Below are 24,880 nucleotides of genomic sequence, written 5' to 3' on the forward strand. Positions count from 1 at the left end.
TCCCCACAAGGGGGAGGGAGACTTCCGTTGGCGCTGACCTCGGCAAATTGCCTGCCTTTCGGCGCCAAAGGGGAAGTAAAGGCGCGCGGCAGCGTTCCCTCCCCCTTGTGGGGAGGGCCAGGGTGGGGGTCCATCTTCGTAAGAATCCAAATGCGATTGCCCTGCCCAGCAAGGGGAGAAGGCAAGATGAGGCGGAGCCGGTTTTCGACACTAGTCTCCAACACAAGTTGAAAACTGGCCCTTCCTCATGCCTTGACTGGTATCCAGATTTCCAGCCCGCCATTGCCGCTGCGCGGATCGAATTCGGGGCCGTAGCGCTCGAATTCGGGCGCATCGGCGACCTCGTGCCCGGAGGCCGGCAGCCATTTGTTCCAGATTGTGTTGACCGTGCGGCGGATGGTCGAGATGTGGTCACGATGGGCGAACACGGCGTATTTCTGCGCCGGCACGCGCACGCGCGAAAACTCCCTCGGTAAGTCCGAAAAATCGGACACCTCGACGCCGGCGATATAATCGAAATTGCCTGCATCGTCGCCGTTGACGCAGACGCCATAGGCGACGTCGCCGACCTCGCCCGGAATGTTGCCGATATAGGGGCCGAACCGCTGCCACTGCATCGGGATGCCGGCGCTGGTTTGGCAGCTGTAGCGTTCGCCGAGACCGGCGATGAGAAACGGCCGGCTGGTCTCAAAACGCGGCGGCTCGAGATTGGTGAGGAAGGACTGGTCCATCAGGATCGGCTCCACGAGATCGAGATTGTCGAGCGAGCCTTGCGCGCGCACCAGTTCCGGCGTGGTGCCGAACTGGTCGCGGAAGGCGCGGGTGAAGGCCTCATGCGAGGCGTAGCCGGCGTCGAGCGCGACCGAGAGGATGTCGGGTGCGCCGGCGGCGAGCCTGCGCGCCGCCTCGGTAAGCCGGCGAGAACGCACGTAGCCCATCACCGAACGGCCGGTCGCCGCACCGAAAGCCCGCGTCACGTGAAAGCGCGACACGCCGCTGCTCTTGGCGACATCGTCGAGCGAGACTGCTTCCGGCAAATGGCTTTCGACGAACCACAGCGCTTTCTCGGTCGGGTTCATGTCTCTCCGCGTCTCGCGATTGGCGCAGCCATGGTGCCGCTTCCTTGCAGGACCAGTTTGATCGAAATTGCGCCCGGCGCAAAATTGAAACGATGATGATCGTCAGCGCTGCCGGCGTTGAATTGAAGTTGTAGTTGATGAAGTCGGGCGTGTTGCCAAAGCGTGTCGCCTTGTCGATCGGGTTACCAATCGACGTGCTAAGTCCGCTTTCGGACCCGAAGCCGCGGCGGAAATCGCTCAGATCGTCGGCCTGATGTTCTGATTCAAACGGAAGAAATTGGTAGGATCATACTTGTTTTTTAAAGCAACCAATCTCGGGTAGTTCTCGCCATAAGCTGCCAGAACCCGGTCCGTGCCCTCTTCGCCGAGATTGTTGGCATAGACGCCGCCGGTCGAGAACGGTCTCATTGCATCCCATAGGTCACGCGCCCATCGGATGTGCATTTTATCATCAGCCGGATTATCCCAGATCGATATCGGGAAGCAATCGTAAAGCGCATCTCTGTTGGCGTAGGGAGTTTCGCCTATTGGCACACGCGAGATTGCGCCGCCAACCTGCTGCAGGACAAGAAGCGACTCGCTGGGTGCGGTCGCGTAAGCTGAGAGCATTGTGTCGATTGCCTGGTCTGAAATTTCGCGCATGAACTGCGCCTTCCAGTAGTAGCGCCGCCCGCGCGGAAAGATGCTGTCTCCGGCCGACTGGATTTGAAGATACGGGACGGGAGCAATCCGGTCTTCAACCGGCGTGCCGTATTCTCTCAACGGTTGGACGATTTGCTCGCCCTCGCCGAGCGGGCCGATGTAACACGCCGAGATGCTGAAGAAACGTTCACCTGAGGGCGCAGTCACAAGCGCCGCGTCCAGGCTCAGCTCATCGGGAGCCTTGCTCGAAAACGTGCGGTAGAACCGCATTGCTTCGCGCGCATGTTCGTAGCGGTGCAGAACTGACCCCGCGATGAGAAGGGGACCCACGGGATGAAGCCTGTATTCGAAGGCTGTAACGATTCCAAAATTGCCGCCGCCGCCCCGAATGCCCCAGAAAAGATCCGCGTTTTCAGCCGCGTTTGCCTTGAGCAGCCGGCCGTCCGCCGTCACGATTTCGACTGCTATGAGATTGTCGCAGCTCAGTCCATGTTTGCGGCCAAGCTTGCCGAACCCACCACCGAGTGTCAGTCCGGCAATGCCGGTATCGGCGTTGACGCCCATCGTCGTCGCGAGACCATGAGCCTGCGTGGCGGTGTCGAACTCTCCCAGGTTCAAGCCAGCCTCGGCGCGCGCAACCCGGCGGACCGGGTCGACCTCGATCCGCTTCATGCGCGACACATCAATGACCACGCCGCCATCGCAAACCGAACTGCCGGCGACGTTGTGACCACCGCCGCGAACGGCGACCAGAAGGTTTTGCGATTTGGCAAAGCTGACAGCTGTGACGACGTCGCGGGATTCGGCGCAATAGATCACCGCTGCTGGTCGCTTGTCGACCATTCCGTTCCAGACTCTGCGTGCCTGGGCATAGCCAGGATCGTTCGGGAGGACCAAATCCCCGCGAATTGCCTGCCTGAGCCGCGCAATATCCGACGCCTTCAGGGCTGACCCGGTTCCGGGATCTTCCGCAAGCTTGAGCGTGCTCATCGAGGGGGGTTCCCTTCGTGATCCGAGGACAGGCTGTATGCAATAATCTCATGGGCCTTCATTCGCCGCAAAGTCGAATATCTCAGTCGCTAGATGAGTTGGATTCATCTAAACTGCATGAATGAGAAGACTTCCGCCGCTCGGATCCCTTCGCGCCTTCGAGGCTGCTGCCAGGCGCATGAGTTTCAGGGAGGCCGCGATCGAACTCGGCGTGACGCCCACGGCCATCAGCCACCAGATTCGGTTGCTCGAGGGCATCTGCGGACAACCCCTGTTTCGGCGGCGCCCACGGCCGCTTGTGCTTACGGACGTGGGCGAACGGCTGTTCCCGGTCATTCGCAACGGCTTCGACGCCTTTGCCACCGCAATTGCGTCAGCTTCGGCCGGCGTCGGCCAACGCCCGCTACGGGTGACAAGCCCGAATGCATTTGCCAGCCGGTGGCTGGTACCGCGTCTGCCAAAATGGCGGGAAGAGTACCCGAAGATCCCTCTGGAGATTATCGGAACCGACTCGGTGTTGGACCTGCGCGCCGGCAATGCCGATGTCGCGATCCGCTACGCGCGCAGGATGCCTCAGGACCTTGCCGCCCAGGAAATTTTTCGGGACACGTTCTTTCCGGTGTGCAGCCCTGATTTGCTCGCCAAGGGCACCCGACAGATCGAGCGGGCCGCCGATGTGCTGCAATATCCGCTCATCCATTTTGATTGGATGAACCGTGATCGCGAAGCGCCTACCTGGTCGCGATGGCTGGCGGCGGCACGCTCTGTCGATCCTGGCATCCCGGATACCAACAAAGCGTGGGACCTAAGCTTTCGCGAAGAATTGCATGCGATCGACGCGGTCGTGGCAGGCCAGGGTATCGCTATCTGCAGCGACGTGGTCGTCAGCCGCGAACTCAAAAGTGGAGCGCTGGTCAAGGCACACGATCTCTCTCTGCCAGGCTACGGCTTCTATCTCGTCTACGTCCCTAACCACCCCTTGCAGCCGCACATCGAGGCCTTTTCTGCCTGGATGGGATCGTTGGTGTAGAATTAGCTCAAGCATGATTATCAGGTTCGATGGGTGGTCCGGTGTCGGTGCAAGGCAGAAGCCGATGGGAACGCGGCTTCCTTCATTGCCATTCAGCAATCGCTGACCATGACCGCATTGCATAACTGTCATCCCAGTTTGCCGGCTTCTGGCACAATGCGGCTCCTTGAATGGTGAGCACGCTTATAATATATGCCGCTCATGGCTTCCGACGGCATCGACAGATTGGGCTTTTTGATCCACGACGTGCAGCGCCTGATGCGCAAGCGCTTCGAGGCGAGGGCCAGCGGGCTCGGCCTTTCCTCGGCGCAATGGCGGCTTATGGTCCGCGTCGCCAAGGAAGAAGGCATCACGCAAGCGCGGCTCGCCGAACTTCTCGAGATCGAGCCGATCAGCGTGTCGCGCCTGGTCGACCGCATGGAGGAGAGCGGCTGGATCGAGCGCCGTTCCGACGCCGCCGACCGCCGCGTTCGCATGATCTTCCCGACCGCCAAGGCGAGCGAGGCCTACGCCGAGATCAAGAGCCTTGCTGGCGAAGTCTATGAAGAATCGCTGACCGGCGTGTCGCCGCAAGATCGCCGTGTCCTGATCAAGGCACTCGAGGCGATGGCCAAGAACCTGGCGGATGGCGAGACGGCGCCTGGCGAAAAAGTCGAGAGTGGCGAAAAAGTCGAGAGTGCAGAAGGCGCAGCAGCATGAACGCGGTAGCCAAGGTAGATGAGAATGCGACCAAGCTGGAGATGGAAGCTCCTGTGCAGCCGGCGGCAGCCCCGGTTACGGTCGCTCCGCAGGTAGAACCGGCGCCGGTGGCGCCGAAGAAGAAGCGCCGTGCCGGCCGCTTCCTTTTGATGTTTGCGCTCCCCGTGGCACTGATCGCTGGCGGCAGCTACGTCTGGGTGACCGGCGGCCGTTACCAGGAGACCGAGAACGCCAATCTGCAGCAGGCCAAGGTTTCGATCGCCGCCGATACGGCGGGCCGCATCGTTCAGGTCGACATTTTCGACGATCAGTCCGTCAAGCAGGGCGACGTGCTGTTCGCCATCGATCCCGAGCCCTACCGGATCGCATTGGCGCAAGCCGACGCGGCGGTGGCCGGCGCGCGCCTCAATGTCGAGCAGCTGCGCGCGGCCTACAGCCAGGCGGTAGCGCAGGAGAAGTCCGACGCCAGCCAGGTCGGCTACGCGCAGTCGCAATACGACCGGGCCGCCGACCTTGCCCGCAAGGGCATCAACGCCGAGTCGTCGCTGGACGAGGCCAGGAACGATCTCGACAAGGCCAAGCAGCAAATGGCGGTGGCTCAGCAGGGCATCCTCAGCGCCGAGGCGGGCCTTGGCGGCAATCCCGATATCGAGACCGACAAGCATCCGACCGTGATGGCGGCGCTCGCCGCGCGCGACAAGGCTGCCTACGATTTGGCGCAGACTACGGTCAGGGCGCCGGCCGACGGCATCATCAGCCAGGCTGCCTCGTTCAAGGTCGGCCAGTATGTCGGCTCGGGTACGCCGCTGTTTTCGCTGGTCGAGACCGGCGATACCTGGATCGATGCCAATTTCAAGGAAACCCAGCTCACCCATATGAAGCCGGGCCAGAAGGCTGAAATCGTCGTCGATACCTATCCGGGCAAGACGTTCGAAGCCACGGTCGAGGCGATTGGCGCCGGCACCGGGGCCGAGTTCTCGCTGTTGCCCGCTCAGAACGCCACCGGCAACTGGGTCAAGGTCACCCAGCGCATTCCGGTGCGCCTGGAACTGGCCGATGCCGGCGCCAAGATGGTGCTGCGCACCGGCATGAGCGCGACGGTTACGGTGGACACCGGCGTTTCCCGCGGCTTTCCGAGCATCTTCGGCCACGCCACGGCGGGTGAGGCGCGAGAATTCGGGCATCGACCTTGTGCATGATGCGGCCGACGACGAGCATGGCAATCATCGTGCCGACGCCGCGTGGCCCCAAGACGATGCCGATGGTGAGGGTCGGATAGCCGAAGATGGTCGACAGCATTGGCGGCAGCAGCGCCATGCTCGCCAGAATGAGCACGCCCATGACAAAGATGAATGCCAGTCCGGTCACAAAATTGCGGTCGAGGAATATCTTCGGGTCGATGAAGGGCTGCTCCGCCGTCAAGGTGTGAATGATGAACACCCAGAAGCCGGTGATGGAAAGACCGAGTTCGATCCATATCTCGACCGAGGAAAACCAGTCGACCTCGCCGCCGCGATCAAGCATCAGCTGAAGCGCGCCGACACCAAGCGAGAGCATGGCGAAGCCGAAGAAATCGAAGCTGCGTATCCGCCTTGCAACGGCCGGCAAGTAGGCGGCCATGCCGAGAAAGGCGATGATGCCGACCGGCAGGTTGATGAAGAACACCCAGCGCCAGTTGAAATTCTCGGTCAACCAGCCACCCAGAGTCGGGCCAAGGATCGGTCCCAGCATGATGCCGGCGCCCCAGATAGCCATCGCCTGGCCGTGGCGTTCCCTCGGATTGATGTCGAGCAGGAAGGTCTGCGACAGCGGCACGATCGCCGCGCCGAATACACCTTGCATGAGACGGAACAGCACCATGGTTTCAAGGCTCCATGCCAGACCGCACAGCATGGAGAAGATGGTGAAACCGACCACCGCCGTCAGGAACAGCTCCTTGCGGCCAAAGCGGTCGGCCAGCCAGCCGGTCACCGGCGTCATGATCGCCGCGGCAACGATGTAGGAGGTCAGCACCCAGTTGATGTTGTCGGGGGAGGCGCCGAGGTCGCCGGTCATGGTCGGCAGCGCGACGTTGGCGATCGTGGTGTCGAGCGCCTGCATGATCGTCGCCAGCATCAGTGCCACGGTGATCAGGCCGCGATGCGGCACTTCGCGAAAGGGTTCTGGCGTGCTCATGATGTGGAACTTATGGAACGAGGTGGTCTATTGCGTCGTCATCGGCTTCCTGCTGACCGCGCAATCGCTCCACACCATGTCTAGCTTTTCACCGTAGATGGACAACTGGCTCATCCTCAGCTCCGGCGTCATCCAGGGCCTTGGAATGGGAATGGTGTTCGTGCCGCTGTCGACCGTGGCCTTCGCCACGCTGGACGCACGCTTCCGCACCGATGCCACGGCGTTATTCAGCCTGGTGCGCAATCTTGGCTCGTCGATCGGCGTATCGGTGGTGACGGTTCTGCTGGTACGCAACACGCAGGTCAACCATGCCGAGCTCTCGGCCTACATCAATCCGTTCAATCCCAACCTCTGGGCGGCGTCACCGGCAGCGGCGGGCGGCGATCCGACGGCGCTTTCCCAGGTGGACGGCATGGTCAATATCCAAGCGATGATGATCTCTTACATCAATGACTTCAAGCTGCTGATGATGATGACGCTGATTGCCATCCCGTTCGTTTTTCTGCTGCGCAAGCCAAAGGCTGGTCCGACCACCGGCGGGGCGCCCGCCGCGCATATGGATTGATGAGTAGGGATTGGTCGACGTTCCGGTCACCCCTTCTATTTGCCCAGAACAAGGCTCCAGTAGCGCAGCGAGCTGTCGCGGCCGTCCCGCACATAGGCCAGACCAAAGCGGGTGAAGCGCGGGTCGAGCATGTTGCGGCGGTGGCCGGCCGAGTGCATCCAGATGTCGAACAGCTTCCGCTGATCGAAACGGCCCTCGGCGATGTTTTCGGCGGCAGCACCGGCAATACCGTTGCCCTTGACGCGCGAGGCGAATCCCTTGCTCCAGCCGGTGGAGTGGGTCATGCGGCCGCCGCGCGCCATATAGCCGGACTGCTGCAGGGCTGCCTGTTCGAGCTGAGGGTCGGGGACAAGCGGTTCGAGACCGGCTGAGGCGCGGATGCCCGCCAGTGTGCCGACGGCGGAGGCGGAGACCCCGGCGCCTTCGCCGGTGGGCAGCACAGTGGCGCAAGCGGCAAGCCCGGCCAGCGCGGCAAGGCCGGCAGCTCTAAGCAGCATTCGCCTGTTTAAGCTTGATCGGACTTCGGAATTTTCGATTTTGGCAGCGGTCATGCCCGCCTGACATAGCGGTGATCATGGCTTTTGCCGGGCAGGTGCTCAAGAATCTCGCTCGCCGCGGTTCGTCGCCCGGTGGTGAAATCTGACGCGTGGTGCCGCGACGGAATATCGGTTTGGCCCATCGGTGACATCCACCGGTGCGCGCTGCGAATGACTGCTTCGCTTCACCATGTCGGCCGTTCAGGCAAACGTTACCTTCGCCTCGAAGCGGACATTCCGGCTGGCATGGTCAAAGGTGACGCCGTTTGACATTCCTGCGACGCAGCCTAGTTGGCGGTCCCTTTCTCGCATTCCGGCAACCGCTGAGGCTTGGCGAACTTCGCCAGCGCCTCGGGGCTCGCACAGGCCGGGAAGCCGGCCTTGCGCATTGTCTCGAGGAAGCGCTGGTGCTCGGCGTCGCTGTAGCCCGGCTCGTTGGCCATGGCTTCGATGGTCAGGTCCGGTAAGCGTTTGAGCGCCTCTGCGACACAGGCTTTTGTGTCTTCCGTTCGACCAAGCGCGGCGAAGGAACCGCACCGCATCGACCACTTGGAGAGGTTGTAGGTTTCTGGTGTCATGCGCGCCTGCATCTTCAGCGCATCTTCATAGCGGCCGGCCATGAAGTATGCATAGGAGAAGCTGCCTGTGGCCCACAATGGGTAGTTCGGATCGAGTCGGATCACCTGGTCGACCAGTTCCACGCCGCGTTCGGGTTCCCCGAAGGTTGACGCCCAGCCGACATAGAAGGTCAGGATTTCAGCTGAACCCGGAGCCATACGCAAGGCGGTGTCCAACTCGACCTTGGCCCGCGCCAGGTCGCCCCTTTCGCCAAAACTCATGCCGAGCACGGCGTGCGCCTCGGCGTCGCTCGGATCAAGCCTGACGGCGCGCTCGGCCGCTTCGACAGCCGCCTTCCGCTCGCTCTCAGGGCTGACCCCGAAGCTCGCCAAAAGACTGTGCGAATGATAAAGCTCGACCCAGGCGCGGGCGAGGCCGGGGTCCAGATCGACGGCGCGGGTAAGCAAATGAATGGCCTCTTCGAGATCGGCTTTGGTGATTTGCTCGAGCTTCTCGGTGCCGAGTAGATAATACTCATACGCGTTCAGGTTTTCCGGCCGCTTGCGTTTGGCCGCTGTCCGCCCGGTCTCCTGGATCAGGCCAGCGCCGCCGCCGAGCCGGTTGGTGACCTGTTCGGCGATCTCGGTTTGGACAGCGAACACGTCTTCATCCGGCCGATCCCAACGCTCCGACCACAGATGCTTGCCGGATGCCGCCTCGATCAGCTGCGCATTGATCCGCACGCGGCTGCCCTGGCGCTGGATGGAACCTTCGAGCACATATCCGACGTATAGCGATGCTGCGACCTGGCGGACGTCCACCGGCTTACCCTTGTAGGCTTCGGTGGAATTGCGGGCGACGACCTCGAATTCGGGGAAACGCGCGAGGTCGGTGATGATGTCCTCGGTGAGGCCGTCGGCGAGGCGCCCGGTGGCCTCGTCGCCGCCATAATTGCTGAAAGGCAGAACCGCAATGGACGGCTTGCCGATGGCAGTATCAACCGGCCGCAGCCACCACCACGCTCCAGTAGCCGCAAACGCAAGCAAAACAAGGGATGCAGCCGCCATCGGCAGAAAGCGCCGGATGTGGCGAGTGCGCAGGCTCCAGCCGCGCTTTGCCCCTTGCATTCTGACGCTGTAGGTGCGAACCGGCTCGGCGATATTCTTGACCTTTTGAGCGCCGGCAAAGTCAATTGGCAGGCTGAGCTTGCCTTTCATGTGGTCGTAGGCGGTTCCTGAGATGAGCACGCCGCCCGGCGGGCAAAGCTGCTCAAGGCGCGCCGCCACGTTCACCCCGTCGCCGAAGAGATCATCACCTTCGACCACCACGTCGCCGAGATTAATGCCGATACGAAATACTATGCGGCGCTCGGCAGGAGCCTCGCTCTGATGCGCGGCGACTCTGGTCTGAATGGCCACAGCGCAAGCAACGGCATCGACGACGGAGTGGAACTCAGCCAAGGCGCCATCGCCCATGAGCTTAACGACACGTCCGTTATGCTCGTTGAGCAGTGGATCGATCACCTCCGCCCGGAGCGCCTTGATCGCTGCGAGCGTCGCCGCCTCGTCGGTTTCCATGAGGCGCGAGTAGCCGACGATGTCGGCGGCCATGATGGCCGCCAGCCGCCGCTCCGTTCGAGTGGTCACCACGCTGGCGTGCTCCCACAGCCAGAGCTGTGCTCTCGCATCTGGCTCGCTTCAATCCTTTTAGGTCTCGACTCAAATCGCAAGGCGAATGGGCTACGCGTTTGCCAGCTTCTGCGATGGCACGCTGCTCACGGCTCTCGTCCGCGCCTTCCGTCGGAAGAACATGATGGACAAACGGCCGCGTTGGCTCGATCAGCGAACTGGCCAGGGCAGAGAAGCTCAAGACCTCCTACGTCGCGTAGTTCCTACGCCCTGCGCTGCTCGAGCCCGACGTTGTTGAGGCGATTCTCGATGGTCGGCAGCCACCTACTGCAGCTTCAGCGGCTCATGCGCGGGTTTCCGATCGAGTGGACGGAGGCAGGTAAGCCGTCTCACGTTGAACCCCGATTTGACCCGTAGCTGAGTTGCGCGCTCCGCAAGATGGAGGGCAACTTTGCGCCGATTCTGGTCATTTCGCCGACCCCTCCCGTCCTCCAGAAGCGGACATCGCTGGTTCAACGCCCCGGGCATCGATCCGGCGGTGCAAAACCGGCTTTCCAGCCCTTCATGACAACCAAGAAGCACGGCATGGGAGTGGGCCTGTCGATCTGCAGGACGATTGTCGAATCCCACGGCGGCAAGATCTGGGCCGAGTCTGCCCCAGGACAGGGAACCACGTTCGGCTTCACCTCCGGTCCGTGGAGCGAGAGGAGCTTTCCGATGCAGGCTGAAGCCGTGGTGCATGTGGTCGATGACGATCTGGCTGTCCGTCAGTCGCTGGCATTCCTGCTCGCGTCGGACGGCCTTGCGGTCAGGCTGCACGAATCCGCCTCCGCCTTCCTGGAAGACGTGGAGGGCTCGGCGTCCGGCTGCGTCGTTACCGACGTGCGGATGCCGGGCATCGATGGCATCGAATTCCTGCGTCGCCTGAAGGCTCGTGGCTCGCTTCTCCCTGTGATCGTGATGACGGGCCACGCCGACGTGCCCATGGCGGTCGAGGCAATGAAGGAGGGCGCGATCGATTTCATCGAGAAGCCGTTCGATGACGACCTGCTCATCGCGACGATCCGCTCCGCGCTTGGCCGCCGGACGAAGACCATCCAGGACGGCGCACACGTCAGGGAGGCGGCGAGCCGGGTAGGATCGCTCACAGAACGCGAACGCCAGGTCCTGGACCTGCTCGTCGACGGCAAGGCGAACAAGGCGATCGCGCACGAACTCGGCATCAGCCCGCGAACGGTCGAAATCTACAGGGCCAATGTCATGTCGAAGATGCAGGCGAAGAGCCTGTCCGAGCTCGTCCGGCTGGCGTTGTTGGCCGACCGCTCCGCTCAGTAGGGCCAGGTTCTGTGCGTCTTCGCCTGCGCAAGGATGCTGAGGCGCTGATGCCCGCCAGCGTGCCGGCGGCGGAGGCCGAGACACCGGCGCCTTCGGCGGGCAGTACGGTGGCGCAAGCCCGGCCGCAGACCGCCTATCTGGCAGACACTTGGCTGATCCCGGCATCGATCCAGGCATGCGTCTGTTCCAGAACTTCATCCGAAAGCGCGGGATCGTCGATAGCCCGGGCGAGGATCACTGCCCCCACCATCGCTGCCCAGCATCCGATCGCTGCGCGGCGTCTGCCTGCCGGATCCAACTCCGGCAGCGCCTTGCCGATACGGTCGATCTGCGATCGAAGGCCTTCCGTCATGGCCGAGCGTGCAGCCGGGGTCTGATGGCGAATGGCCGCGGCAAGGCCTGCCGTCGGGCAACCACCAGCGGCGTTGTCGCGATGACGGGGCGAAAGATAGGCGTCTACATAAGCGCGAAGATCGGCCCCTGCGCTTGAGTCCGCGGCGAGGACATGGGCAAGGGTCTGCGCGATCAGGTCGTCCTTTGAGCTGAAATGGCCATAGAAGCCGCCATGGGTGAGTCCGGCGGCTTTCATCACCTCCGCCACGCTGACCGCGTCGAAGCCCTTGTCGCGAAACAGCCGGCCGGCAACATCCAGAATTCGGCGACGGTTCTCCGCCATCTGTTCTCGACTGACCTTCATTTCAAAATTCTCCGCCGGCCCCGTTGACATTTACATGATGGCTATCATATTAAACAGCAATCATGATGATCGTCATGAATATAGAGTCCATCAGAGAAAAGAGCAATGCCATGACCACCATTCCGTCAGTCCTCATAACCGGTGCCTCCACCGGCATCGGAGCCGCATATGCCGAGCGCTTCGCGCGCCGCGGGCACGACCTCGTGCTGGTTGCCCGTGATATGGCACGAATGGAGGCTCTGGCGGCCCGTCTGCGTCAGGAAAATGGCGTGGCGCTCGACATCATCCAGGCTGATCTTACGCAGCCTGCCGAGCTTGCAACGGTAGAGACGAGGCTGCGCGATGACGCCCGCATCGGGATCCTCGTCAACAATGCCGGAACGGCCATCGGCGGAAGCTTTATCGAGCAGAGCACCGATGACGTCGCGCGGCTGGTTGCGCTCAACACGACCGCGCTTCTGCGGCTAGCCAGCGCCATCGCCCCGCGTCTTGCGGCGGCCGGCGAAGGGGCGATCGTCAACATCGGCTCGGTGGTCGGCCTGGCGCCGGAGTTCGGCATGACGGTCTACGGCGCAACCAAAGCCTTCGTGCTGTTTCTGTCGCAGGGACTCAGCCTCGAGCTCGCGCCGAAGGGTGTCTACGTCCAGGCCGTGCTTCCCGCCACGACGCGAACGGAGATCTGGGAACATGTCGGCGCCGACGTCAACACGCTTTCCAACGTGATGGAGGTGGACGATCTGGTGGATGCGGCGCTGGTCGGCTTCGACCGCCGCGAACTGGTGACCATCCCGCCGCTACCCGATGCCGGGCAGTGGGACGCGCTTCAGGCCGCGCGCCAGGCCATGCTTCCGAACTATCGGAACGAACATCCCGCCAAGCGGTACCGCACGGTCGCCTGAGCATGAACGAAGCCATTTCGATAAGCGACCCCGCCGCGGCGGGGACAAACAAAGGTGACCTATGACGAGCACAACGCTGTTTGAGCCCTATACTCTCGGCTCGCTCACTCTCTCCAATCGTATCGTCATGGCGCCGCTGACGCGCAATCGCGCTGGCCCGGGCTTCGTTCCAGGCGATCTCGCCGCGCAGTATTACGGCCAGCGCGCGTCGGCCGGCCTGCTGATTTCCGAGGCCACGCAGATCTCGCAGCAGGGACAGGGCTATCAGGACACGCCCGGCATCTACTCCCAGGCGCAGATCGACGGCTGGCGCAAGGTCACCCACGCCGTGCACACCAAGGGTGGCCGGATCTTCCTGCAGCTCTGGCATGTCGGCCGCGTCTCACATGTCGACCTGCAGGAGCATGGCGCCGCGCCCGTCGCGCCCTCGGCGATCCGGGCCGCGACCAAGACATTCGTCAGCAACGGCTTTGTCGACGTTTCGGAGCCCCGCGCGCTCGAGCTCGACGAGCTTCCGGGGATCGTCAACGATTTCAGGCAAGCAGCCGCGAACGCCATCGAGGCCGGCTTCGATGGCGTCGAGATTCACGGCGCCAACGGCTATCTGCTGGACCAGTTCGCCAAGGACAGCGCTAATGTCCGCACCGATGCTTATGGCGGATCGGTCGAGAACCGCGCCCGGCTGATGCTGGAGGTTGCGACTGCGGTGGTCGAGGAGATCGGCGCTGAGCGCACCGGCATCCGGATTTCGCCCATTTCGCCCGCCAACGGTGTCTCGAGCGGCGCCCCCCAGGCGCAGTTCGACTACATCGTCGATCAACTCGACGCCTTGGGCATCGTCTACATCCATGTCGTCGAGGGCGCCACGGGCGGACCGCGCGATGTCGCGCCATTCGACTTCGGATCGCTCCGCCGGCGCTTCAACAACACCTATATCGCCAACAACGGCTATGACCTCGAACTCGCGGCGTCGCAGCTCGCCGACGGCAAGGCGGACCTGTTCGCCTTCGGACGCCCATTCATCGCCAATCCCGACCTTGTGGAACGGCTGAAGACGCGCGCGCCGCTGGCGGAGTTCAACCCGGCGACGCTCTATGGCGGCGGCTCCGCCGGCTATACCGACTATCCCGCGATCACCGCCTCAAGCCACCCATGAGCCATCGGAGGGCCGCGCCTGCGAGGCAGCCATCCCAACTCGACGGCAGCACCGGCGCTTTCGCCGGTGGGCAGGACGGTGGCGGCAAGGCCGCCTGCCTGACATAAGCGCGATCCTGACTGCCAAATAGACCGGGCGTCGATTGTTTCCACGCCCGATCAAATCAGCGTTTGGGCAGTTCAGGCCTTCGGTATCCCAGCCAGGGGGGCGACCAGCTCGTCGTCCTCCACGTCTGCCTCCTCGAACAGATCGGCCCCGTCAGCATCCGTTTCCCGCCGCCGCGTCGAGACCAGATCCTTTAGAGAGCCACCGGCGCCGGCGATGCCAGCTTCCTTCAGGAGCGCGTCAATCAGAGACTTGTTGCCGGTGAACTTCAGCAGCTGGTCGGCCAGATCGCCCGGACCCGAACGCCCGCCTTCGCCGCCCGAGCGACCGCCCGAAAATCCCGCCGTGTCGAACACGCGGATGCTATCGATACGGCTCGCCGGCTCCATCAGCGCCTTTAGTGCTTCCGGTAGCATGGTGATCCGGGCCTGCGTCAGTTCAAGCTGGATCAGCCGGTCGGAGAGCAGGTTGCGCGCTTCGTTCGTGGCGCGGATGGTCGCGGCCTCCGCCTCGCCTTCCGCGATCACGCCCTCGGCGCGGACCTTCATCGCTTCCGCTGCCGCGCGGGCTTCCACCAGCGCCGCCTCGGCGCGGTCTTCCGCCGCTGCTTTTTCGGCGCTCGCGCCAACTGTCACCGACACAGCCTCAGATTCCGCCGCTTCCTGCGCTTGCAGAACGGCGATCTGCCTGGCGCGGTCGGCGATTTCGCGTTCGCGCGCCGTCTGCACCTTTTCTTGAGCAGCAACCGTCAGCGCCTCGGCCTCGCGGGCCTTGGCTTCAGCCTGGCTGGTTTCCTGGCTCTTCTTGGCGATGGCCACCGCCATATTCTGGCGCGACAATTCAACCTCGCGCTCAGAGTTAATGCGCGCCTCTTCCTTGGCGCGCTGCGCTTCCGCCGCATGCTCGGCGATCTCGCGTTCGCGCGCGATCTGCGCCGCCTGTTCGGCGAGCTTCGCCGCTTCCTCGGCCTTGGCCATTTCGGAGCGCGTGGAGGCCTGCTTGGAGACTACGTCGCGCTCCTGCTCCAGCCGCGCCTCTTCCTCTTGCCGCTTCAACGCGTACTTTTCGCGCGAGGCGTTCAGGTCCTGCTCGGCAATCGCTACTTCGGTCTTCCGGGTCACCTCGTTGCGCTCCTTGCGGCGCTGTTCGGTGATGGTTGTCAGCTTGGCCAAACCGACGGCGTCGAAGGCGTTGGTTTCGTTGAAGAACTCACGCGGCGTCTGGTCGAGGCCCGTCAACGACACCGATTCCAGCTCAAGCCCGTTCGAGCGCAGATCGGTCTCGACTGCGTCCTGCACCGCCTTCACGAAGTCTGAGCGATTCTCATGCAGTTGATCGAGCGTGTTGCGCGCGGCCACAGAGCGCAGCGCGTCGACCAGCTTGGCTTCCACCAGATCCTGGATTGCCTTCGGGTCGTTGACACGGTCGCCCAGCGTCTGCGCAGCGAGGCCGATGCCGTCATCCGTGCCGTCGACGCGTACGTAAAACTCGGCACGGATGTCGACGCGCATGCGGTCAGAGGTGATGAAGGCGTCCTCGCGGCGGCGGTCGACCACCAGCTTGACGGTGTTGAGCTTGACCTTCGCCAGCGCATGCAAGATGGGCAGGATCAGCGCGCCGCCGTCTTTGACCACTCTGCGGCCGCCGACGCCGGTACGCACAAAGGCCTCGTCACGTTCGGCGCGCTGGTAGAGCCGCCCGAGCACAAAGCCGATCACCGCGATCACGAAGAGAACGATGCCGACCCAGATCAGAAATTGAACTATGTTGTCCATACTTTGCCCCCAGATTTGAAAGTGTTTGATGCTCGGCTTTGCTCAGAGCGCGCTCTGGCTAGATATGCTCCTCGAACGGGACTACGAGCCAGACACGACCGGGTCCCTCGGCGGCTTTCACCACCACGACTACGGCGCCTTTCTCGATTTTCATTCCCGCGTCTGCGGGCCGCGCCCGCAGCGTATGCAATTCGCCATGCTCATCGCGCACTCGGATCGAGCCGGGCCGACCGTCATCCAGCGGCCCGAGCGTGACCGTGCCGCGACGCCCAGGTGATTGAGGAATTTCAAGCCACAATCACCAAAAACGTGATTTGGTGCTGCGAAGGGTTAACGCACATGTGTTGTTTGGCGAAATTCCGCAGGTAGCGAGTGTTGGCCAGAAGGCAACTTCTGGCGCTGCGCGCGCATCCGGTATTCCGGCCCGGACGGCAGATCCGACCCAAAGCGGTTGCACAGCCTATGGTTGCAAGCGTCAGGTTCTCAGCGCTGGCTAGGCCGCTGTGTCCAGCTTCGTTTCCGCCGTCGATGAGACCCCGCCGGCCCGATCGTCCTCGGTATCTTGCCACCAGTCGCCCAGGGCGTCGATGAGCGGCACAAGCTTGAGACCCGCTGCCGTGAGATCATAGTCCACGCGTAACGGATAGCCGGCATACGCCGTTCGACGCACGATCCCGGCTTCCTCCAGCTTGCGCAGTTCCAGCGCCAGAATGCGGTGCGACACGGTCGGGTTGTCACGCATCAGGTCGCTGAAGCGCTTGGTCCCGTCCTTGAGGTAGTAGAGCAGCAAGGTCGGCCAGCGACCGCTGAGCACACGCATGGTCTCTTCGATCGGGCAGCTTGAGACGACATCTTTCATGGCGGGTCCCTGGTTACAGAATAGTGCGTAATTTACATGGGACGACCAGCGTTTAGGGTCAAGCTTCGCTGCGCAGCGTGATCCCTAAACATGGAAGAGACAAAGAAATGGAACCTATCCTCCTTTACGGCGTCCCGGCGGGAAGTTCGATGGGGCTTGTCGCTGCTTTTGAACGCGTCGGACAGCCCTACCGCCTGTGTCGCGTCGACATGCTCACCGAAATGAAGAACGACGCCTATGCCCGCATCAACGGCCGTCAGGAAACGCCGGTGTTGATCACGGACGAAGGCAGAGTGCTCACCGAGACCATGGCGATTGCCGCCTGGCTCGAAGCCCGCGACACGCAACGTCGCATCAGCTTCGATCCTCGCTCGCCGGAAGCTGACCGGATGCATCAGCTGATGGCTTTCGTGAACACCGGTTTCACCGCCGCTTTCACCCCGCTCTGGGCTGCATATGAAATGGAATCGGCCGAGCCGGTCCTGCTGGCGACGTTGCGCGACTTCGGCCGCAAGGCCGTTACTGAGCGCCATGACCGGCTTGAGGCGATGATCGTCGACACCGCCTTTCTGGTCGGCGATCGACTGACGCTTGCCGACACCACGTTGATTGGCGTGGCGCGCTGGGCGGAATTTCACCAGGCGGTCGACGGGGCGGCTTACCCCAAACTGGCCGCCTTGCGCCGCCGGATCGAAAGCGATCCGGACGTGCGATATGCGCAGGCCATCGAGGACGGCGAAAAGCCGGCGGGTTCGGGCGCCTGCCTTGGCCATATTCCGCTGGCCGGGGTCCTTGAACGATTTGGCGCCTAGCCTCTTTTCAGCCGCGCGGCACGAACACGCCCTATGCCGCGCGGCGTTCGCTCCAACACCACCCGATTCGCGACAAGCACATCAAATTCGGCTATCATGCCATCGCTCTTGAAGTGGCAGCTACGGGCGGCCATCCTGGCGGTGGCCGCCCCCGGATACGGGAGAATGGTTATGGCCAGCTTTCATGTCATGTCGGACGCGCGTGGGATGCACGTGCAGCCCAGGGTGCGGCGCATCACCACGGCGGATCTGATGGATGTGCTGCGGCTCGGCGTCGAGGATTTCTGGGCAAAGCCATCGCATTACGTGTTCCTATGCCTGATCTATCCGGTGGTCGGATTGATCTTGGCGCAATGGACATCCGGCGCCAACGCCATCCAGCTCATCTATCCCTTGATGTCCGGCTTCGCCCTGCTTGGACCGTTCGCCGCGATTGGTCTCTACGAGATCAGCCGCCGCCGCGAACTCGGCATGGACACGTCCTGGTGGCACGCGCTCGACGTGCGCCACTCGCCGGCGCTGCCGGCGATCGCGGTCATCGGCGCTATGCTGGTGGCACTGTTCCTGCTCTGGCTGTACACCGCGCAATCGATTTACACCGGCCTGTTCGGCAATCAGCCGCCGGCCTCGATCGGCGGCTTTGTGCGCGAGGTGCTGACAACGCCCAAAGGCTGGACGCTGATCCTGCTCGGCAATGCGGCCGGTTTCGTCTTCGCCGCGATCGTGCTGGCGACCACAGTCGTCGCTTTCCCACTGCTGCTCGACCGCGATGTCGGCGCGGTCTCGGCAATCGAGACATCGGCAAGGGCGGTGATGACAAACCCGCTGCAGATGGCGCTGTGGGGCCTGATCGTCGCGGTGCTGCTGGTCATCGGCTCGATCCCGGTGTTTGCCGGGCTCGCCGTCGTCATGCCGGTGCTTGGCCATGCCACGTGGCATCTCTATCGCAGGGTCGTCGAACCGGAGCGGGCGCAGCAGGACCGGCGGCCGATGTAGGCGCGTTAACAGCCGAAGAATGCAGTGGCCCAGAACAAAGCTGTTCGGTCGCGATCCTTCGCGCCCCCCTCTGTCCTGCCGGACATCTCCCCCACGAGGGGGGAGATCGGATGTCGGCACGGCTTTCGCCAATCTCCAACGCCGCAGAAGAGGCGAGGCGCAGAAGCTGCCATCTCCCCCGTGTGGGGGAGATGGCCGGCAGGCCAGAGGGGGGCGCTGTCCCGCCAGCCTGTTATTTCTGTGCGATGGCGCGCCTTCAGCCGAAGATGCGCAGGTTCGACAATTCGTTGGCGATTTCCTTGAAATTGTCCGACAGCGTCGCCCCGGTCGCGTTCCAGAACAGCTTGGCCGGTTTGGTCGGATCGGTGGGATCCATGCGGAAGCGCGAGTCCGACGAGCATGCCTTCAGCGCGTCGAGTGCTTTCTTGTCGCCAGCATCGGTGGTCGACAGGTCGAGCGCGACGGTCATGACGAGAATGTTCGAATTCTTCGCGTTGCCGCAAAGGGTCTGCATCTGCTCGTCCAGCGCGGCGGTGTAGTTGGCGCCGGTATAGGTGGTCTTGCCGATGTCGGTGCTGGTGTTCATGAACAGGCGCGTCACGCTTCCAGACCCCGGATATGTCAGGCCGGTGTAACCGTAAGCGGCGTAGGTCGACCTGTTACTGGCATAGAGGCTGTCGCTGACGGCGCTGTAGGTATTGGCGCCGTCGGTCAGCACGATGACCACTTTGTCGTTGCCCCTTTCGGTGTTCGGCCGGCCCTCGGTGAAAGGTTCGTTGCTCGATACCGTCCGCCAGCCCCAGGCAAGGCCTTCCGGCACGTTGGTGTTGCCGTTCGGCGCCATGGCGTCGATGGCGTCCTTGATCTCCTCCTTCTGGGCAATCTGGCTGACGTCTTTGAGTGGCGTGATCGGGTTGGTCGTGCAGGACGAATTCGGGCCGTCGCCCGAGGCAGCCGACTTCGAACCGTAAGGCTTGACCAGGAAATACTTGCGCATGTCCGACTGCCGCTGCGAAGCGGTTGGGAGGTCGGTGAAATAGGGCCAGTCGGCCCACCAGTTGTTGCCGTAATTATACGACGTGATGTCGACGTCGTTGACACCGTCGCGGTTGAAATCGAGCCAGAGGGTGCCAGCCTCGTCCGGTGCGAACATCGGCACGAACAGCGTGGCAGGCGTGGCGGTGTTCGGCGTCGTGTCGTCGTTATTATACGGGTATGGCCTCGCCTCGACGCAACCCTGCCAACTCGCATAGCGGCTGGTGGTGTAGATATATTCCGGGGTGGTCCAGTGGCCGCTGCTGCAGTTGCCTTTTTTGTTATAGGTGTCGCAGATATACTGTTTCGTGTTAGGCACTTCTTCGCGGCCAGACTCGACCGTGATGTCGGCGTAAAGGCTGAAGCGGGTCAGTGGTTGATCCTCGCTGTCACCCCAGCCGGCGCCGCGCTTGTACCAGACGCCGTTGAGCTTCTCAGCGTATTTGTCTGGATCGTTGGCGGGGGTCATCGTCGTCCAGTCGAAGTCCTCGTGCTGGATCGGGGAGATGCCGTCCTGGTCCATCCAGCCATCCTGGTCACGGGTGGGACCGACATTGACCGAAGCCGCGAACGGCACGAGGGAGAACTGCACCGGTTTGCTGACCTGCTTCATCTGCTGTGCCTGCAGCGCCAACGTATCGACAAGCTGCTTGGCGGCAGTCTTCAGCAGATCAATCCGCATCTGGCCGGTGCCGGAACCCAGATTATTCATCGAGCCGGAATTATCGAGCACAAGGGCTACTTCCAGCGTGTTCTTGAGGCGGATTTCCGAGCACGCGGTGAAGGTTGTATCGCTGGTGGTCCCGCCGCCCATCAGCATGGCGGCGGCCGGCAGAAAATAGGGGTGGTACGTCAGGGCGCTGCAGAGCTTCAACGTGCCGCCACCCGCATTGTTGTTGGGGAGGGTGACGGTAAGCAACGTATTGGCCGGATCGACGGGGCCGAGATTGGCTTCGAAGAAAGTCTTGGCATAGGCCTTGGCGGCGTCGTCGCTTGCGCCGGAGACGATCTGGTGAGCGGTGGCGAGACCGGCGGCGTCCAGCGCGTTCAACGCAGCGTGCTTCTGGCGGAGCAGTTCCGAGTAGTCGACGCTGAGCGCCACGCCGCCCATGAGCGGCACCATGGTGATGACCGTCATCAGCGTATAGTTGCCACGCCGGTCCCTACCGAATTTTCGGATCATTGCCTTCAGCACCCCGCCAGAACCCCTTTGTCGGCGAAGCGATGCCACCAATCCTTAAATTTCAGATTGCTAAAATTCGTCCAAGATCGGCACACTTTTTCAAAGCTCGTTAACCACGCCGCCGATGGCGGCAACATGGCCTGCGATTTGGACCGGCGCGGAGCCTCCGTAAAGCTCTGGAAAACGAGAATTTTTGTGCCGTGCGATCATGCCTTCATTTCGGGGCGGCGATGCTGAACGCGGCGAAAGCTGGTGACAGGGTCAAGAGCTTCGGTTAATGCGGTCCGGTCGCTGCGGATCGTCGGCGGCGGCGCTCGCAACCATCATGACCTGGGAAACGATATGGCGGATTCGCCCGATATCATCGGCTCGCTCGCGGATTTGTCGGCAGCCTATTCTGCCATTCTTTGCGATGTCTGGGGCGTGGTCCACAATGGCGAACGGCATTTCCCGGCCGCGGCTCTGGCGCTGGCGACCGCACGCGAGGCGAAGATACCTGTGGTGCTGATTACCAATTCGCCACGCCGCAGCGCCGATGTGGTGGCGCAGATGAATGCGATCGGCGTTCCCTCGGAGGCCTACGACCGCGTCGTCACCTCCGGCGATGTGACCCGCGACCTGATCATCGAGGGCCCGCGAAGGATCTTCCATATCGGCGCCGATCGCGATTTCACGCTCTATGACGGGCTTGATGTCGAACTGGTCGAGGAGTTCGAGGCATCCGGCGTGGTCTGCACCGGGCTGTTCGACGACGAGGTCGAGAAGCCGGAAGACTACGCCGATCTTCTGCGGCGGCTACGTGCCAGGAACCTGCCCTTCATCTGCGCCAATCCCGACATCGTGGTCGAGCGCGGCGAGCGGATGATCTGGTGCGCCGGGGCCTTGGCTCGCGACTATGCCCAACTCGGCGGGCGGACGCTGATCGCCGGAAAACCATATGCCCCGGTCTATGACGTCGCGATGAAGGAGATCGCCGACTTGCTCGGCCACCCGGTGGAGCGCGCGGACGTGCTGGCCATCGGCGACGGCATGATGACCGACATCAAGGGTGCTGCCGACAACGGCTTCGACGTGCTCTACGTGTCGGGCGGCATCCATGCCCGCGACTACGGTGATACGCTACAACCGGATCCGGCCAGGCTAATTGCCTTTCTGGAAAGGCACGGCTACTGGCCGGTCGCGGTCATTCCGAGACTGCAGTAGGGTCGCTCGATGACGGAAGCCTTCGAACGCGTTTCTGCAATCTCGCCGCTGCCGGCCCATTTGCGTGGTGGCGTGGTGGCGATCGGCAATTTCGACGGTGTGCACCGCGGCCACCAGGCGGTGCTCGAGCGCGCGCTTGCCGAGGCCTGCCGGCGCGGCGTGCCGGCTCTGGTGCTGACCTTCGAGCCGCATCCGAGAAAGGTGTTCCGGCCTGAGATACCGCTGTTCGTGCTGACGCCGCCGCCGATGAAGGCACGGTTGTTGTCGTATCTAGGCTTTGCCGCACTCGTCGAACAGCCGTTCACGCGCGACTTCGCCGCACTGTCGGCGGAAGCGTTCGTGACCGACGTGCTGGACAGGAATCTCGGCATCATTCACGCCGTGACCGGCTTCGACTTCCACTTCGGCAAGGACAGGCAAGGCGGCCCGGCCTATCTGATGGCGGCCGGCGAACGCCACGGCTTCGGCGTCACCCTGGTTGACGCGTTTCGCGACGAGGGCGCCGAGGTGGTGTCGTCGAGCCGGATCCGCGCGCTGCTATGCGAAGGCACGGTGGGCGAGGCGGCCGGCCTGCTCGGCTACCGCTTCACGGTCGAAAGCGAGGTGATCGGCGGCCAGCAGCTTGGCCGGACGCTCGGCTTTCCAACCGCCAATATGAGGCTTTCGCCGGAAGCCACTCTGAAGGAAGGGATTTATGCCGTCCGCTTCCGTCGCGCCGACGGTACGCTTCATGATGGTGTTGCCAGCTTCGGTCGCCGCCCGACCGTCGATGACAACGGCGCGCCGCTTCTGGAAACTTTCGTTTTCGATTTTTCCGGCGATCTCTACGGCGAGATATGCGCGGTGTCCTTCTTTGGTTTCCTGCGCGCCGAGGTGAAGTTTGACGGGCTCGACGCGCTGGTCGGGCAGATGAAGCGCGACGAAGTCGAGGCGAGGGCGCTGCTTGCCGGCGTCAGCCCGCTTTCCGAGCTCGACGCGGCCATTGCTTTTTAAACCTACTTCTTCAGCGCCAGGCCGACGGCAATGAAGGCCCAGCCCTGGAAGATCAGGTCGACGGCGAGAAACAGCCCCAGCACCCATACGCTGTTGACTGGCCAGCCCATGGCGATGACCAGGCCTGCCAGCGCGCTGATGACGCCGGCCGCCACCAGCCAGCCCCAGCCTTTTTCCGGTCTGTGCTTGTACCCGACCCAGGCCCTAAGCACGCCTGAAGCGAGAAGGGCGACCGCCAGCAGGAAGGTCAGCACCGCCGAGGCCAGCAGCGGATTGTAGAAGGCGAAGAACCCGGCGACGGCATAGAGGAGACCGCTAAGCAGCCAGTAGAAGAACCGGCTCCAAGTCTTCACACCGAAGGCATGCATGATCTCGATGACACCGGCCATCAGCATCAGCCAGCCGACGACGTAGACCGAGGCGACCGTGGCGATGAACAGATTGCCGAAGGCGATGCCGCCGAGGATCAGCAGCAGCACGCCGAGCCCGACGAACCATCCCCATTTCGCCCGCGTCTGACCGATTGCATCTTTCAAGGCATCGCCGTGCAGTGCCATCGCCCTTCTCCCTCAAGGTTACCTTTGCCGGCTTTGAGGGTAACGCCGATCGGCTTGCCCGTAAAGCGAGCAGGCTGCGAGCGCCACAGCCCGAGCGATCCGCTTGCCAGACGTTCGCTTTTGATCCGAAGCGGCGAAATATCTGATGGAATATTCGACTATGTGCTGGGGGCAGTGCTAAAACATGACGAGCGGGTTACGGGCCACCCCGTCCTCCCGTGTATTCGCCATGGCGCAATTGTAACGAAAAATTCCCAGTGCTGGCATTGGCGCTTTATGGATGACGTGTGGCTGCTGCTGTCCGCCGTTTTCTACGTTTGATGAGACTAGGGAAGCAAAATGAGCGATGCGGACGAACACCTCGATCTGACGGAGATCAACGCCGTCCGCAGCTTGTTGGAGTCAAAGCCACGACCGGTGGGCTGGGACGAACGCCGGGCGCGGCTCGACGAGGTTGGTTCGGTGTGGCCGATTGCGGACGACATCCAATGCGAGGATGCGGTTTTCGACGGCCTAGAGGGAGAGTGGTCGCTAGCGCCTGGGAGTGACAGGGATAAGGTTCTGCTCTTTTTCCACGGTGGTGGCTACTGCTCGGGCTCGCTCAAAAGTCATCGTCGAATGGTGACTGAGGCAGGTCGAGCAATGGGAATGCGCACCCTCGCGATCGACTATCGACGAGCACCGGAACATCCTTTTCCTGCGCAGCATGCAGACGCGCTCACGGCATGGCGCTTTCTGAGCCGGCAAGGGGTCGCGCCGGATCGCATCGTGGTTGGCGGAGACAGTGCGGGCGGCAACCTCACCCTGTGCTTGGTCGGTATATTGCGCGCGGCAGGCGAGCGGTTACCGCGATCTCTTTGGCTGGTCTCGCCCTGGACGGACCTTTCGATGTCCGGCGCGACACTATCAACTAAGGACGCGATCGACCCTATCATCCACCGGGCGTATTTGGAGGAACTGGTTACCGCCTATGTTCCCCATGGCGTTGGCCGGCGCGATCCCCTGATCTCGCCGTTGTTCGCCGATCTGAGCGGATTTCCCCCAATGCTGATACAAGTCGGTTCTGCCGAGACGCTGTTGTCGGACGCAACTCGGCTCGCGGAAGCCGCTGGTGCGGCTGATGTCAAAGTACGACTCGAAATTTGGCCGCATATGATTCACGCCTGGCCGGTTTGGAATGCAGGATTGAGTGCCGGTCGCCGCACTCTTCACAGCGCGGGCATGTTTGTGAATATTTGTAACCCTTGGGTGGGCGGCCAAGGTTAAATACGGCTATCGCCAAATTCCAACAGCAGCCGAGACATTCAGGCTGGAAAGCGAGATGGCAGCTGCTGTGAATTCCAGACGTCTTGATCTGGAATCTTGGCGGGCCA

At 62.6% G+C, this 24,880-nt stretch carries 21 protein-coding genes and 2 pseudogenes; 12 read left to right on the plus strand and 11 right to left on the minus strand.

Going from position 1 to position 24,880, the window contains the following annotated elements:
* Window positions 1-245: 245 nt before the first annotated feature.
* Together AC0L14_RS32215 and AC0L14_RS32220 are read right to left on the minus strand one after the other, a co-directional pair.
* A complete protein-coding gene (locus AC0L14_RS32215) occupies window positions 246-1,079 on the minus strand; it encodes an AraC family transcriptional regulator (protein ID WP_473751906.1) in 834 nt (277 codons plus the stop codon).
* Between the two features lie 237 nt (window positions 1,080-1,316).
* Window positions 1,317-2,711 (minus strand): FAD-binding oxidoreductase, encoded by a 1,395-nt coding sequence (locus AC0L14_RS32220; protein WP_473751907.1) that lies wholly within the window; start codon window positions 2,709-2,711, stop codon window positions 1,317-1,319.
* 121 nt (window positions 2,712-2,832) lie between these two features.
* Between AC0L14_RS32220 and AC0L14_RS32225 the strand changes: the two genes are divergently transcribed.
* From AC0L14_RS32225 to AC0L14_RS32235, 3 genes are all read left to right on the plus strand, one after another.
* On the plus strand, window positions 2,833-3,741 hold the full coding sequence (locus AC0L14_RS32225) for a LysR substrate-binding domain-containing protein (protein ID WP_473551591.1): 909 nt from the start codon (window positions 2,833-2,835) through the stop codon (window positions 3,739-3,741).
* A gap of 201 nt (window positions 3,742-3,942) precedes the next feature.
* Window positions 3,943-4,440: a MarR family winged helix-turn-helix transcriptional regulator gene (locus AC0L14_RS32230; protein WP_473489369.1), complete on the plus strand. Its 498-nt coding sequence runs from the start codon at window positions 3,943-3,945 to the stop codon at window positions 4,438-4,440.
* Complete coding sequence (locus AC0L14_RS32235; protein WP_473751908.1) at window positions 4,437-5,639, plus strand: HlyD family secretion protein; 1,203 nt, start codon at window positions 4,437-4,439, stop codon at window positions 5,637-5,639. Before AC0L14_RS32230 ends, AC0L14_RS32235 begins: the two co-directional genes overlap by 4 nt.
* Here the strand turns inward: AC0L14_RS32235 and AC0L14_RS32240 are convergent.
* Window positions 5,611-6,615 (minus strand): annotated as a pseudogene (locus tag AC0L14_RS32240) (DHA2 family efflux MFS transporter permease subunit); the annotation flags it as partial. The gene AC0L14_RS32235 and the pseudogene AC0L14_RS32240 sit on opposite strands and share 29 nt — an antisense overlap.
* A 34-nt stretch (window positions 6,616-6,649) precedes the next feature.
* On the opposite strand from AC0L14_RS32240, the pseudogene AC0L14_RS32245 reads away from it, so the two are divergent.
* Window positions 6,650-7,180, plus strand: a pseudogene (locus tag AC0L14_RS32245) (MFS transporter); the annotation flags it as partial.
* 35 nt (window positions 7,181-7,215) lie between these two features.
* Here the strand turns inward: AC0L14_RS32245 and AC0L14_RS32250 are convergent.
* Both AC0L14_RS32250 and AC0L14_RS32255 read right to left on the minus strand, forming a co-directional pair.
* Complete coding sequence (locus AC0L14_RS32250; protein ID WP_473489372.1) at window positions 7,216-7,731, minus strand: CAP domain-containing protein; 516 nt, start codon at window positions 7,729-7,731, stop codon at window positions 7,216-7,218.
* A gap of 272 nt (window positions 7,732-8,003) precedes the next feature.
* On the minus strand, window positions 8,004-9,923 hold the full coding sequence (locus tag AC0L14_RS32255) for an adenylate/guanylate cyclase domain-containing protein (RefSeq protein WP_473489374.1): 1,920 nt from the start codon (window positions 9,921-9,923) through the stop codon (window positions 8,004-8,006).
* Window positions 9,924-10,340: 417 nt separating this feature from the next.
* Here AC0L14_RS32255 and fixJ point away from each other — a divergent pair, with 417 nt between their 5' ends.
* Window positions 10,341-11,237: a response regulator FixJ gene (gene fixJ, locus AC0L14_RS32260; protein ID WP_473489376.1), complete on the plus strand. Its 897-nt coding sequence runs from the start codon at window positions 10,341-10,343 to the stop codon at window positions 11,235-11,237.
* Between the two features lie 133 nt (window positions 11,238-11,370).
* Here fixJ and AC0L14_RS32265 read toward each other — a convergent pair whose 3' ends face one another.
* The gene (locus AC0L14_RS32265; RefSeq protein WP_473489377.1) at window positions 11,371-11,934 is read right to left on the minus strand and encodes a TetR/AcrR family transcriptional regulator; all 564 of its coding nucleotides are present in this window, start codon (window positions 11,932-11,934) and stop codon (window positions 11,371-11,373) included.
* 110 nt (window positions 11,935-12,044) lie between these two features.
* Between AC0L14_RS32265 and AC0L14_RS32270 the strand changes: the two genes are divergently transcribed.
* The gene (locus AC0L14_RS32270) at window positions 12,045-12,833 is read left to right on the plus strand and encodes an SDR family NAD(P)-dependent oxidoreductase (RefSeq protein ID WP_473529874.1); all 789 of its coding nucleotides are present in this window, start codon (window positions 12,045-12,047) and stop codon (window positions 12,831-12,833) included.
* A 61-nt stretch (window positions 12,834-12,894) separates the two neighbouring features.
* Window positions 12,895-13,989, plus strand: coding sequence for an alkene reductase (locus AC0L14_RS32275; RefSeq protein WP_473489379.1), 1,095 nt, complete (start codon window positions 12,895-12,897; stop codon window positions 13,987-13,989).
* A 179-nt stretch (window positions 13,990-14,168) separates the two neighbouring features.
* Here the strand turns inward: AC0L14_RS32275 and AC0L14_RS32280 are convergent, their stop codons facing one another.
* The 3 genes from AC0L14_RS32280 to AC0L14_RS32290 all read right to left on the minus strand — a co-directional run bounded on the left by AC0L14_RS32280 (window position 14,169) and on the right by AC0L14_RS32290 (window position 16,728).
* Window positions 14,169-15,869 (minus strand): flotillin family protein, encoded by a 1,701-nt coding sequence (locus AC0L14_RS32280; RefSeq protein WP_473751909.1) that lies wholly within the window; start codon window positions 15,867-15,869, stop codon window positions 14,169-14,171.
* Window positions 15,870-15,927: 58 nt separating this feature from the next.
* Window positions 15,928-16,167 carry an OB-fold-containig protein gene (locus AC0L14_RS32285; protein ID WP_473751910.1) on the minus strand — a complete coding sequence of 80 codons (240 nt, stop codon included), beginning with the start codon at window positions 16,165-16,167 and terminating at the stop codon, window positions 15,928-15,930.
* 195 nt (window positions 16,168-16,362) lie between these two features.
* Complete coding sequence (locus AC0L14_RS32290) at window positions 16,363-16,728, minus strand: winged helix-turn-helix transcriptional regulator (protein ID WP_473751911.1); 366 nt, start codon at window positions 16,726-16,728, stop codon at window positions 16,363-16,365.
* Between the two features lie 107 nt (window positions 16,729-16,835).
* Between AC0L14_RS32290 and AC0L14_RS32295 the strand changes: the two genes are divergently transcribed.
* On the plus strand, window positions 16,836-17,540 hold the full coding sequence (locus AC0L14_RS32295) for a glutathione S-transferase family protein (RefSeq protein WP_473751912.1): 705 nt from the start codon (window positions 16,836-16,838) through the stop codon (window positions 17,538-17,540).
* Window positions 17,541-17,711: 171 nt separating this feature from the next.
* A complete protein-coding gene (locus AC0L14_RS32300) occupies window positions 17,712-18,536 on the plus strand; it encodes a DUF2189 domain-containing protein (protein WP_123151610.1) in 825 nt (274 codons plus the stop codon).
* A 256-nt stretch (window positions 18,537-18,792) separates the two neighbouring features.
* On the opposite strand, the gene AC0L14_RS32305 is transcribed toward AC0L14_RS32300, so the two are convergent.
* Complete coding sequence (locus AC0L14_RS32305; protein ID WP_473751913.1) at window positions 18,793-20,754, minus strand: TadE/TadG family type IV pilus assembly protein; 1,962 nt, start codon at window positions 20,752-20,754, stop codon at window positions 18,793-18,795.
* Between the two features lie 342 nt (window positions 20,755-21,096).
* Between AC0L14_RS32305 and AC0L14_RS32310 the strand changes: the two genes are divergently transcribed.
* On the plus strand, window positions 21,097-21,957 hold the full coding sequence (locus AC0L14_RS32310; protein ID WP_473551664.1) for a TIGR01459 family HAD-type hydrolase: 861 nt from the start codon (window positions 21,097-21,099) through the stop codon (window positions 21,955-21,957).
* A gap of 9 nt (window positions 21,958-21,966) precedes the next feature.
* Window positions 21,967-22,950 (plus strand): bifunctional riboflavin kinase/FAD synthetase, encoded by a 984-nt coding sequence (locus AC0L14_RS32315; RefSeq protein WP_123151556.1) that lies wholly within the window; start codon window positions 21,967-21,969, stop codon window positions 22,948-22,950.
* 2 nt (window positions 22,951-22,952) lie between these two features.
* Here the strand turns inward: AC0L14_RS32315 and AC0L14_RS32320 are convergent, their stop codons facing one another.
* Window positions 22,953-23,507 carry an HdeD family acid-resistance protein gene (locus AC0L14_RS32320; RefSeq protein ID WP_473489390.1) on the minus strand — a complete coding sequence of 185 codons (555 nt, stop codon included), beginning with the start codon at window positions 23,505-23,507 and terminating at the stop codon, window positions 22,953-22,955.
* Between the two features lie 339 nt (window positions 23,508-23,846).
* Here AC0L14_RS32320 and AC0L14_RS32325 point away from each other — a divergent pair, with 339 nt between their 5' ends.
* The gene (locus AC0L14_RS32325) at window positions 23,847-24,773 is read left to right on the plus strand and encodes an alpha/beta hydrolase (protein WP_473489391.1); all 927 of its coding nucleotides are present in this window, start codon (window positions 23,847-23,849) and stop codon (window positions 24,771-24,773) included.
* Window positions 24,774-24,880: the final 107 nt, after the last annotated feature.

The sequence above is a fragment of the Mesorhizobium sp. WSM4841 genome, assembly GCF_055811515.1.

Excerpts from the sequence above, each read along its gene's own strand:
- AC0L14_RS32300 (WP_123151610.1), top strand. The coding sequence starts at position 17,712 with ATGGCCAGCTTTCATGTCATGTCGGACGCGCGTGGGATGCACGTGCAG.
- AC0L14_RS32250 (WP_473489372.1), bottom strand. The coding sequence starts at position 7,731 with ATGACCGCTGCCAAAATCGAAAATTCCGAAGTCCGATCAAGCTTAAAC.
- AC0L14_RS32280 (WP_473751909.1), bottom strand. The coding sequence starts at position 15,869 with ATGGACAACATAGTTCAATTTCTGATCTGGGTCGGCATCGTTCTCTTC.
- AC0L14_RS32315 (WP_123151556.1), top strand. The coding sequence starts at position 21,967 with ATGACGGAAGCCTTCGAACGCGTTTCTGCAATCTCGCCGCTGCCGGCC.
- AC0L14_RS32275 (WP_473489379.1), top strand. The coding sequence starts at position 12,895 with ATGACGAGCACAACGCTGTTTGAGCCCTATACTCTCGGCTCGCTCACT.
- AC0L14_RS32235 (WP_473751908.1), top strand. The coding sequence starts at position 4,437 with ATGAACGCGGTAGCCAAGGTAGATGAGAATGCGACCAAGCTGGAGATG.
- AC0L14_RS32310 (WP_473551664.1), top strand. The coding sequence starts at position 21,097 with ATGGCGGATTCGCCCGATATCATCGGCTCGCTCGCGGATTTGTCGGCA.
- AC0L14_RS32215 (WP_473751906.1), bottom strand. The coding sequence starts at position 1,079 with ATGAACCCGACCGAGAAAGCGCTGTGGTTCGTCGAAAGCCATTTGCCG.
- AC0L14_RS32305 (WP_473751913.1), bottom strand. The coding sequence starts at position 20,754 with ATGATCCGAAAATTCGGTAGGGACCGGCGTGGCAACTATACGCTGATG.
- AC0L14_RS32290 (WP_473751911.1), bottom strand. The coding sequence starts at position 16,728 with ATGAAAGATGTCGTCTCAAGCTGCCCGATCGAAGAGACCATGCGTGTG.
- AC0L14_RS32325 (WP_473489391.1), top strand. The coding sequence starts at position 23,847 with ATGAGCGATGCGGACGAACACCTCGATCTGACGGAGATCAACGCCGTC.
- AC0L14_RS32320 (WP_473489390.1), bottom strand. The coding sequence starts at position 23,507 with ATGGCACTGCACGGCGATGCCTTGAAAGATGCAATCGGTCAGACGCGG.
- AC0L14_RS32220 (WP_473751907.1), bottom strand. The coding sequence starts at position 2,711 with ATGAGCACGCTCAAGCTTGCGGAAGATCCCGGAACCGGGTCAGCCCTG.
- AC0L14_RS32295 (WP_473751912.1), top strand. The coding sequence starts at position 16,836 with ATGGAACCTATCCTCCTTTACGGCGTCCCGGCGGGAAGTTCGATGGGG.
- AC0L14_RS32230 (WP_473489369.1), top strand. The coding sequence starts at position 3,943 with ATGGCTTCCGACGGCATCGACAGATTGGGCTTTTTGATCCACGACGTG.
- fixJ (WP_473489376.1), top strand. The coding sequence starts at position 10,341 with ATGGAGGGCAACTTTGCGCCGATTCTGGTCATTTCGCCGACCCCTCCC.
- AC0L14_RS32270 (WP_473529874.1), top strand. The coding sequence starts at position 12,045 with ATGACCACCATTCCGTCAGTCCTCATAACCGGTGCCTCCACCGGCATC.
- AC0L14_RS32225 (WP_473551591.1), top strand. The coding sequence starts at position 2,833 with ATGAGAAGACTTCCGCCGCTCGGATCCCTTCGCGCCTTCGAGGCTGCT.
- AC0L14_RS32265 (WP_473489377.1), bottom strand. The coding sequence starts at position 11,934 with ATGAAGGTCAGTCGAGAACAGATGGCGGAGAACCGTCGCCGAATTCTG.